Origin of the sequence: Acetobacter ascendens, assembly GCF_001766235.1 — a bacterium.
Taxonomy (GTDB): domain Bacteria; phylum Pseudomonadota; class Alphaproteobacteria; order Acetobacterales; family Acetobacteraceae; genus Acetobacter; species Acetobacter ascendens.
Window position 1 is genome coordinate 1,809,585 of record NZ_CP015164.1, and the last position, 10,416, is coordinate 1,820,000.

General features: G+C 49.4%; 4 protein-coding genes, 1 tRNA gene, 2 rRNA genes and 1 pseudogene (1 of these 8 cut by a window edge). 1 reads left to right on the top strand and 7 read right to left on the bottom strand.

Annotated features, from left to right (window positions below; all coding sequences use genetic code 11):
* Positions 1-15: 15 nt before the first annotated feature.
* Positions 16-900: an FAD-dependent monooxygenase gene (locus A4S02_RS08650; RefSeq protein ID WP_228142331.1), complete on the bottom strand. Its 885-nt coding sequence runs from the start codon at positions 898-900 to the stop codon at positions 16-18.
* Between the two features lie 238 nt (positions 901-1,138).
* On the opposite strand from A4S02_RS08650, the gene A4S02_RS08655 reads away from it, so the two are divergent.
* On the top strand, positions 1,139-1,744 hold the full coding sequence (locus tag A4S02_RS08655) for an SCO family protein (RefSeq protein ID WP_228142332.1): 606 nt from the start codon (positions 1,139-1,141) through the stop codon (positions 1,742-1,744).
* Between the two features lie 18 nt (positions 1,745-1,762).
* On the opposite strand, the gene A4S02_RS08660 is transcribed toward A4S02_RS08655, so the two are convergent.
* From A4S02_RS08660 to A4S02_RS08685, 6 genes and pseudogenes are all read right to left on the bottom strand, one after another.
* The gene (locus A4S02_RS08660) at positions 1,763-4,117 is read right to left on the bottom strand and encodes a TonB-dependent receptor family protein (protein ID WP_208858874.1); all 2,355 of its coding nucleotides are present in this window, start codon (positions 4,115-4,117) and stop codon (positions 1,763-1,765) included.
* Positions 4,118-4,141: 24 nt separating this feature from the next.
* The gene (locus A4S02_RS08665) at positions 4,142-4,531 is read right to left on the bottom strand and encodes a hypothetical protein (RefSeq protein ID WP_070323530.1); all 390 of its coding nucleotides are present in this window, start codon (positions 4,529-4,531) and stop codon (positions 4,142-4,144) included.
* Between the two features lie 121 nt (positions 4,532-4,652).
* Positions 4,653-7,268, bottom strand: a pseudogene (locus A4S02_RS16350) (Hint domain-containing protein).
* A 344-nt stretch (positions 7,269-7,612) separates the two neighbouring features.
* Positions 7,613-7,689, bottom strand: a tRNA-Met gene (locus A4S02_RS08675).
* A gap of 55 nt (positions 7,690-7,744) precedes the next feature.
* Positions 7,745-7,860: ribosomal RNA gene (rrf, locus tag A4S02_RS08680) — 5S ribosomal RNA — on the bottom strand.
* 108 nt (positions 7,861-7,968) lie between these two features.
* Positions 7,969-10,416, bottom strand: a 23S ribosomal RNA gene (locus A4S02_RS08685) (it continues 295 nt past the right edge of the window).

Sequence of the window (10,416 nt, forward strand, 5' to 3'; positions counted from 1 at the left end):
GGGTTTTCTTATAGCTTACGAAAATTTCTTTTGTGCAAAACAGACTTTTTCATAATCTAACCCGATGTACAACCCTTCTGTGAGATTTCCGCGTCGAACTTTACGTTCATTCACTGCAAAGTCTGACAGCCACACCGGATCGGACAGAGTAAGGCCGCCCGGCCCACGTTGGTTTATAATCTCCTGTATCTCTTCCAAGTCCGGCATACGTAATGGAGCCGAACCAATATCCGCTATGATACGGGAGCGATCTCGTGATATCGGAAAAAGCATGACTGCACCATCATGATGCCAGAAAATAGTAGGTTCATCAGGTGGCATAAAAAGACCCGCCACACGCACATCAGCAAGAACAAAACTTATGGGAAGAGTATCTCCTTCAAAGACCATACCAAGTTTGCTGCGCACGAAAGAATGGGCACCATCGCAGCCAATAAGCCACGATGCTTCCAAGCTCTCACCCTTACCTTCCTTATGTGTAAGAGTGCAGGAAACACTATCACCTTTATCAACGAAATCTGTCAGTTCTGTTTCACGCTCGACAGTGCAGCCAAGAGTTTTGAGGTGTTCTTCCAACAATTTCTCCGTTTCCGATTGTGGAAGCATCAGTAAATAATTGAAGTAAGAAGAGATCGTTTTGAATGGAATACGGGCAAGGATCTTATTCCCTCTGTGGATACGAAGCGCTTTTGCATGTAGCCCATTGGCCACAAAAGCCTTCACACAACCAGAAGCTTGTAACAACTCCAGAGTTCGTGGCCATATTGCCAGAGCCCGAGATTGAGTGGTGCGTGTTGGCAGCTTATCAATAATCCTGACAGGCACACCGTAACGGGCCAGCTCAATAGCCATGGTCAGACCGACTGGCCCTGCACCAATAACAAGAACAGGCTTCGACATGTTTTTTATCCAAAGAAACAATTATTCAGGCATAAAAATATCGCCTGTTCGTTAACGCTGAATGGAGAAGGCCTGTTCCTATTCGGCCCCAAAATACATGGGTTATTTTACAAGTGGGAACCCACATATAATGAAATGACAATGCTTTGCTGCAAGCATATTCGCTGTTTGCTATAATACACCCATGACCCAGAAGAGCCGATACAAAGCCACATTTAATAAGCGGAAATCCTTTTCCTTGCACAGACAAAATTGGAAAACAATTTTGCCTGTTATGGGAATTATCTTTGCTCTACTTATAGGGGCAACTGGGCTGCGAACAGTTCTAACATCACAATCCCACACCCAGATTGGAGGGCCTTATGCCCTGACTGATGAAAACGGGCATATGGTCTCACAATCTGATTTTCAGGCCCGTTATACGCTCATCTACTTTGGTTATACGCATTGCGTAGATATTTGTCCGCTTACGCTCGCAACTGTATCGGCTGCGTTGGATGAATTGGGGCCACAAGGGCAGAACATTACGCCCATTTTCATCTCGGTTGATCCTGCGCGAGATACACCGGCTGTTATCAGAGAATATATCCAACGTTTTTCTCCACGCATTGTGGGGCTAACCGGAACCGAAGCACAGCTTCAGCCTATCATGGCCGCATTTCATGTCTCAGCACGGCGTCGTGTTAGTAATGGGCCTGGTTATCTTATGGATCATAGTTCGCTCCTGTATCTGATGGACGGCCAGAACCATCTGGCTGGTATGATCCCTGTTGATTCCAGCGCCCATCAAATTGCCGTGGAGCTTAAACAGCTTTTACCATCCCCCAAAAATCATCCATTATAAGTGTTGCTCATCCTCTTTTCAAAACCGGATACGTACACCACCAAAATACGCTCTGGGTGAACCTGCGTAAATAGAGCCTGTGCTGTTCATAAGCGTGCGGGCCGTTGCCTGTTGTCCGTTAGCCTGCAAGCTGTCACTGATATTCGTGGCCCCTGCAATATAGGTTTGGTTTGCTACGTTCTGCACTTCGAAATACCAGTGCAACCGATGCGCCCATCCCAGCCGAGCTGGCGGATCATAATGCACTTCCAGATTCAGCAACGCATAACCGGGGGCTTTTAGACGGTTAGCATTATCCAGCCAGTAAGAATCCCGCCACGTTACCTCAGCGTAGCCACCAAGCCCTTCCAGAGCACCATCAGGCTGATCGTACAAAAAGCGCGCATTGAGAAAATTGGGAATAACGCCCGGAATATATTCTCCTTTACGACTGAAACTGCGCGAAAGGTCACTATTTGAGAGGACTTCAGTGTAATTTGTATAAACCTGATTATCATAAGTATAACTGAGTTTTATCCGTCCTCCTGGTAATATTGTAGGAAGCGGCTTCCAGTTCAGCCCCAGAACGATCCCCCGATGCTGGGAAGCTGGCGCATTAAATGTATAGGAACCAACAGTATTCACGCCAGCAGACTGACTAACAAGCTCATTATTATAGAATTCGTAAAACCCTGTTGCTTGAATAGTCATGTTGGAAGATGGGTGCCAATCTGCACCAAGGTCAATCCCAACACTTGTCTGGCTTTTCAGTTGCGTATTGTTACCGTATTGCCCCTGCGGTGTAATAAACAGATTTGAAGATGATGGCGTTCCATAAGCCGTGCCGACACGGGTATGAAATGTCCATTTCTTTGACGGCGTATAAATTAACGCCCCTTCCGGAGCCAAATTAAAGTAGAAGCGATTGGCCGTAATGTAGCGTTGGTCCCGGCCTGTGGCAGAATAGCTGTAAAGTGTCTCAGTGGCCCCGATATCGGAGTAAGTTCCACCAAGCCCCACCACTACGTGCCAATTGGGTGCAAAATGCCAGTCTTCCTGAAACCTTGCGCCTAGGTTCCATTGATGGCCATAGGATTCCGAATGCATCGCACCATGGGTAGCTCCACCAAACGGCATAATATTATAAGTCTGGGAACCAAAGTCGAGATAATCAAAACTGATCCCGCCAAAAGTTTCCAGTGCCTTGCCACCAAGGCGCGCATGATTCGTTATATCGCTGCTGGCATTGTAGGAATTGTACGGCCCAACATACGCTACTGGCGATGTTGGTTGATCAATATGGCGCTGATCGTAAGTAAACTGATTACGCCATATTGTGCGCGCATTAAAATCATGTTCCCAACGCAAGCCAACAACCGTCCGGCGGTCAAATCTCCCCAAACCAGCAGCTTCCGGACTTATGGCTTCTTTTGTTCCGTAACGACCATTCACCAGCAGATTAACTGATGCACATCCTGTTGCTGCATCTGCCGCATTATAACACCCCCGCTGATAGGGATTAGCCCGATACTGGTTGAGCGATAGCCGCACGGGTAAAAAAGCATCCGTAACGTTGTTTACAAACTTCAAGATGAGCCGGTCTGATGATGTGAGGTTAACACGCAGTCGAACATTCTCTGTTGAGGTATTGTAACGGCTATTGGCAATAAACCCATTCCCGCGAACATCACTCCCAAAAATCATCAGATCGTAACGCTTATTGCCAAGCCCCAACGTGGCGTAATTATTGAACATTCCGAAGCTGCCAAAATCCGAACCAACCTCAAGCCCGTGGATATCCGCACCTTTTCGGGCACGAAAATTGATCGCACCGTTAATGGCATAATTGCCATACAGAGTTGATGCTGGGCCTTCAAACACATCCACGCCCTCATAAGCATGCGGATCAATAAGATCGGCACGGGCGGTTCCGTCAGGCTGTGTCATCGGGAAACCATCTTCCAGCACTTGTAGATTCTTCAGCCCATAGGACTGACGGTCTCCTGAACCTCTGACAGAAACCACCGTATCCCGTGGGCCATTCCCCTGAGTGAAGCTCACGCCGGGAATGGTGACAACCATATCCGCAACACTTTGTCCGACCTGATTACCAAAACTGCCTCGGTCAGAACTATACGTTGTTTGCCCAGCCGGGCGCGTTATTGCGGAAGCACGGCTATTGCCCTTTACCGTAACCTGTTCAGTTTTGGCCTGATGCCTAACCGAAGATGTCTGCTTGCCACGGTGTATCTGGGCTGCAGCAATATGAGTATTTGCTACGAAAAAAAGAGTCACGACCGCTATCGCTCCGGAAAACCGAAGGGCAGTGCCATCAACATGAAACATGATTTTGAACCTGAATAAACAACACGAAAAGCCCGTGTGCAAAAACACACGAGCGGCGCTTGTAATTTCAGGTCAGACGGGAGGCCCTTGCGGGCAGAGAGACGTACGTTTTGGCGCAGGTGGGCCACGGATGGGAGGAAACATCCATGTTTGGCCCACACGTTCTGTAATCAACCCTGCAAAAATACAGAACGCAACACTGAGCAAAAAAAGCTCAAGAGCTTCGGAAAGAAGAAAACTATCGTCCTGTGGATCAGCTGCATGATGATGCTGTCCATCAGGATCAGAAAGCGGTGTCTGGTCGTCGCAAAGAATACTCAGCTTGGTGAGATCTCTGAGTGGATCTTCAACCAGAACTACTGGAGAAACAATTCCACCAAATGTCAGACGCACAACCAGAGCAAGCAGCACCAGTGGCCAGAAGACCACTAAATGCGTCAAACTGTAAGAGCGCGCTGACATCCATAACGCCTACCGCAGATTGCCCAGATTAACTAGATCATATTTAATGATCAGGGCAGGCCGCAAAAGTTATCACCAGTGATCGCTTTAGAAATCCGGTAATCACTGCTTGCGACGTAAATCAAGCAGTCAGGGTCATCTGCTCCGTAGCCATAACTTTTTTGTCTGCCAAATATGGTCCAGCCGCCTCAACATGCAGAACCAGAACAGTATGACTGTTTGGCTGACGTTCACCTAATGGCAAAACCGCATCACCTAGCGTCCAACGGTATGCACCATCCTCTTGCACATCCCAACCTGGTAGATCGTTGGTCAAGTGAGTATTGATGTCATAAATCTGGTGCGCATCACAAATCATAACACGACCAACCAGCACACCAAGGCTGCGTCTATCATCCACATACGGGCCGATTGTATCGCATGGACGCGCGGAACGAGATATGATCCGAACGGCATGAATATCAGCAGGTAACACAAACACATAACGATTACCGATAACGCGCAACGGCACCATCTGTAAGCCATTGGGCAGAAGCAGCTTAAGCGCGGGATTCTGCGCACGTTCTTGTTCAGGTTGGGCGACAATACCTCCCATTTTAGCAGCACGTTGGACTATCTGATGATACAGCGGCTCAACAAAAGAACGATCCGTGCAAAGTTCCGTGGCCGCATGCTCATCCCAATTACGTGCTGGCCCATGAAAAGCATGCACTACCGTGCCCTCTGCCAGAGGGCTGAAATGGCGACGATTTCCGGTATCAAGATAGCTTTCTGTAAAAAGGCCGTTTGCACGGATTACGGCGTGATCTCGTGTTTCTATATGATAACATTTATAAAAACGTATCTCGTGTGCATAAGCAATTGTAAGACCGTTCACGAGCATCCGGACGGGTACAAAACGTCCTTCAAGATAAAGGCAATGTTCAGGTGTCACCAAAAGGTCATGATGAGGGAGACCTGCCGCAAGAGCATCCTTAAAAATACGGACAGGCACCCCACCAACATCTGGCGGACAATCTCCCCTAACGGTAACATGCTGGCAGCCAACTCACACAATATCTTTTGGCCTTACTTCGCTCTTGTCAAAAGTGAGTACAGGCATACCAGGACGCAAGGTTTCCACTGCACATTCCCCATTTGGGGTGGCAATCATGGCACCTGGAAGGAAGCATACAACAGCTTCCAGCATAAGTGAGCCGTCTGACTCTTTCGCTAACTGTAGTTGCTCTGATGTATCTGCCAAAGACATCGTCAGTGTATAGGTAACGCCATGACTGCTGATAATGACTTGATTATCCGATACACTAACAGTCGCTTCCGTATCATACGTCACTGTAGAAAAATCTAGGCTGTTACCAACAGCAAAGTTTGAAAGTGTCGCAGCAAAAGATGAAACGCTACCTAAAATAAGCGCCGCACCTCCACTAAAAGCAATACTTTCCGTAGAAGGCGCACTACCTTGAAGTGTCAAAGTGGCATTGTTGGCCAGAGATATTGTGGAATAAGACTGATCTCCCGAAAGGATCCAGCTTCCGGAAACAGTCATTGTCTGGAAATCAACTGCACCGTCGAATGTACCTGAACCAGATAAATTGACAGTATTACGACCTCCCCCGCCATCAACTGTTTCGGAAATAACTGAACCTGTCAGGATATTTAAGGTATCGTTACCATCACCAAAAAGAATTGCATCTGTTGTTCCTGAAATTGCCCCCGCATTTGTAATCGTATCATCAAACGTATCAGTGATATGAATACCGTAACCAGCTAACCCTTGGATGGTACCATTGTTGGTAATGGTTGTTGCATAAGGCGCATCTCCTTGGCTGCTGTTATCAACCAGAATACCATTTGCTGCTCCGCTTATGAGAGCGCCGCTGGCATTAACAATGTCTCCGCCGCCGATCGAAACCCCTTCACTGGTATTAGGGTAACCATCACTTCCGTTTCCGCCAGCACCTGTACCTTGAATGGTTCCATAATTGGTAATAGTTGCATAACCATCTATATCAACACCATCCCCATCACCCGTACCGGAATTATCATAGGCTCCAGTGATAGTTCCGTAATTCGTGACGGTTCCATTTCCGTCAGACCCAACACCCGAACCATCGCGCCCTGTAATCGTGCCGGCTGCTTCATTCACAACCGTAACATCGGCACTACTGGTTATACCGTGACGCGCACCGGAGATAGAACCGGAATTATTGACTGTTCCGCTGTAGTCTTGAAAATCAATACCATCATTCTTTGTCGCGCCATTGGTTCCATCGGCATAGATTGTACCTGCATTTTCAATAGTCGCATTTGCACCCGGACGGAGAGCATCTGCATCCGTAGACCTTATGGTGCCAGTAATTTCGTTAATGATTGTAATGGAAGATGCTGAACTAACAGAATTGAAATCTATGACCTGACCATCATCTGTAGATTGAATAGTGCCACTATTATCCAACGACAACGTGCCATCAGCCAGCGCATCATCTATACGGATACCATCATCATATCCGGAAATTGTGCCCGTATTGTTAATAGTAACCGACGAACCAGACCCTGCGACACTCGAGGTATCCATCCCTCGTTTACCTGTTGAGGAAAGTGTACCGCTATTCTGAATAATGATATCATCAACATCATTAAGTTCTATGGTCAGTGTCGTCTTGGACGTCGTAACCGAGGAAGTATTTGTATAAGTCTGGTCGCTATCCAGATCGATCTGACTGCTCATAAGCGGCATTCTCAATATTAAGTCTATGACTAGCCGCAATGAGAGGTGAATTTTTATAGATTGTTAATATGCCTATGCCTGCTTTAACTGAACATTCATAATATAATTTTATAAATCCTAACGATCTGAGGTTTTCAGGTTTAAGGCAAAGGGACAGTCCAGACCACGAACGTTGCGTATTATGATGCGGCGGCAGTGAAAGCTGAAGTGGTAAGAATCCTGGGGCCGTGGGTTCGAATCCCGCCGCGGACACCATTATGTATTTTTCTAGTGATTTAGACGCCTGTTGAGACGTGTCACATACGCAAAACCCCGCCGAGTCAGGGACTTAGCGGGGTTTCAGAAACTGTGCTTGGTTGCGGGGGCAGGATTTGAACCTGCGGCCTTCAGGTTATGAGCCTGACGAGCTACCGGGCTGCTCCACCCCGCGGTTGTAAGTGTGTTGAAATTTGCTGGGGTAATATTTGAGTAGGGTGGATTGGAAGACCTGGCGGCGACCGACTTTCCCGTGGCTTAAGCCACAGTATCATAGGCGCTGGGGGTTTTCACGGCCGAGTTCGGGATGGGATCGGGTGGATCTCTCCCCGCCATGGCCACCAGGTCATCCAGTCCACCCTGTAGAGGGTGTGTGGAGGACGGTTGGTATGAAGAAGTAGGCGTCTATATGGATGATTTCTGTGCACGGGCTGTCCTTTTAAGGGGACAGTAAGAGAGTGAGCCTATTGGGTGATTAGGACCAGTTAGCTGCACGTGTTACCACGCTTTCACACCTGGCCTATTAACGTGGTGGTCTACCACGACCCTCAGGGAGACCTAGTTTTGAGGTGGGTTTCCCGCTTAGATGCTTTCAGCGGTTATCCCTTCCATACTTAGCTACCCGGCGGTGCCGCTGGCGCGACAACCGGTGCACCAGAGGTATGTTCATCCCGGTCCTCTCGTACTAGGGACAAATCCTCTCAAGTCTCCAACATCCACGGCAGATAGGGACCGAACTGTCTCACGACGTTCTAAACCCAGCTCACGTACCACTTTAATCGGCGAACAGCCGAACCCTTGGGACCTGCTCCAGCCCCAGGATGTGATGAGCCGACATCGAGGTGCCAAACCTCCCCGTCGATGTGGACTCTTGGGGGAGATCAGCCTGTTATCCCTAGAGTACCTTTTATCCGTTGAGCGATGGCCCTTCCACGCGGGACCACCGGATCACTATGGCCGACTTTCGTCTCTGCTCGAGCTGTCACTCTCGCAGTCAGGCGGGCTTATGCCATTGCACTCAACAGCCGGTTTCCGACCGGCCTGAGCCCACCATCGCGCGCCTCCGTTACACTTTGGGAGGCGACCGCCCCAGTCAAACTGCCCACCATACAGGGTCCCGGATCAGGCTAACTGACCACGGTTAGACATCAGAAAAATTCAGGGTGGTATTTCAAGGATGGCTCCACAGGAACTGGCGCCCCTGCTTCAAAGCCTCCCACCTATCCTACACAGAATGTCTCTGATGCCACTGTAAAGCTGCAGTAAAGGTTCATAGGGTCTTTCCGTCTGACCGCGGATACCCCGCATCTTCACGGGGAATTCAATTTCGCTGAGCCGATGCTGGAGACAGCGGGGAAGTCGTTACGCCATTCGTGCAGGTCGGAACTTACCCGACAAGGAATTTCGCTACCTTAGGACCGTTATAGTTACGGCCGCCGTTTACCGGGGCTTCAATTCAGTGCTCTCACACCTCCTCTTAACCTTCCGGCACCGGGCAGGCGTCAGACCCTATACGTCGTCTTTCGACTTCGCAGAGTCCTGTGTTTTTAATAAACAGTCGCTACCCCCTGGTCTGTGCCACCCGCCAATGGTTGCCCACCAACGGGTCTCGCTTATCCCGAAGTTACACGAGCAATTTGCCTAGTTCCTTCAGCATCGTTCTCTCAAGCGCCTTGGTATTCTCTACCAGTCCACCTGTGTCGGTTTCGGGTACGGTCTATACGCCAGAGCTATTTCCTGGAATGCTCCAAAAGCCAAGTCAATCCGTTAAGACCTGACAACATATCGCATTCGTCACTTCTGGCAGGTACAGGAATATTCACCTGTTTCCCATCGACTACGGCTCTCGCCCTCGCCTTAGGGGCCGACTAACCCTGCGTGGATTAACCTTGCGCAGGAACCCTTGGACTTTCGGCGACAGTGTTTCTCGCACTGTTTGTCGCTACTCATGTCAGCATTCGCACTTCCGATATCTCCAGAGAGGGTCACCCCGTCTCCTTCACTGACTTACGGAACGCTCCGCTACCGCGCATATCATAGATATGCACCCACAGCTTCGGCACGTGGCTTGAGCCCCGTTACATTTTCGGCGCAGGGTTTCTATTAGACCAGTGAGCTATTACGCTTTCTTTAAAGGATGGCTGCTTCTAAGCCAACCTCCTGGTTGTTATGGAATCCCCACATCCTTTCCCACTTAGCCACGATTTGGGGACCTTAGCTGGTGGTCTGGGCTGTTTCCCTCTCGACAATGGACCTTAGCACCCACTGTCTGTCTGCCAGGCTATACTTCCGGGTATTCGGAGTTTGGTTGGGTTTGGTAAGGCTTTGGGCCCCCCTAGCCCATCCAGTGCTCTACCCCCCGGGGTAACCACCTGACGGTCTACCTCAATAGATTTCGCGGAGAACCAGCTATCTCCGAGTTTGATTGGCCTTTCACCCCTAGCCACAGCTCATCCCCGACTTTTTCAACAGGCGTGGGTTCGGCCCTCCAGTGCGTATTACCGCACCTTCAGCCTGGCCATGGCTAGATCACTCGGTTTCGGGTCTTCTGCCAGCAACTATGCGCCCTATTCAGACTCGCTTTCGCTACGCCTACACCTACCGGCTTAAGCTCGCTGCAAACAGAAACTCGCTGACCCATTATACAAAAGGTACGCCGTCACCCCATAAGAGGCTCCGACTGCTTGTAGGCATCCGGTTTCAGGTCTCTTTCACTCCCCTCGTCGGGGTGCTTTTCACCTTTCCCTCACGGTACTTGTTCGCTATCGGTCACTAGGGAGTATTTAGGCTTGGAGGGTGGTCCCCCCATGTTCAGACAGGGTTTCACGTGCCCCGCCCTACTCAAGCATCCTCAAAGACACTACACATACGGGACTGTCACCCACTATGGTCAGCCTTTCCA